Consider the following 256-nt stretch of genomic DNA (forward strand, 5'->3'; position numbering starts at 1 on the left):
GCGTGGGCCCGGCTGGAAGCGGGGTTCTTTGACCAGTCCCGGCGGCTTTTCCGCCAGGCCTCTCAGGTCGCCCTGGCGGCAGTCTGCCATTCCCCCGGTCAGCGGGGATTGATCCGCTTTACCCACCTGGTCAACCAGGTGCTGTTCTTCGGCTGCCTGGCTGCCGGTTTGTCCATGGTAGGCCAGGGCATCCGGCCTGCTTTGTGGATGTGTGCACTGCCCTATATCACTTTTTTTCTGGCGCTGATCAATCCCC

At 62.5% G+C, this 256-nt stretch carries 1 protein-coding gene; it reads left to right on the top strand.

Annotation, left to right across the window (positions count from 1 at the left end):
- A partial coding sequence (locus H6B10_RS16310; RefSeq protein WP_204652458.1) for a hypothetical protein occupies window positions 1-256 on the top strand: 256 nt, incomplete at both ends.

It is taken from the genome of Gemmiger formicilis (assembly GCF_016901605.1).
Lineage (GTDB): Bacteria > Bacillota > Clostridia > Oscillospirales > Ruminococcaceae > Gemmiger > Gemmiger formicilis_B.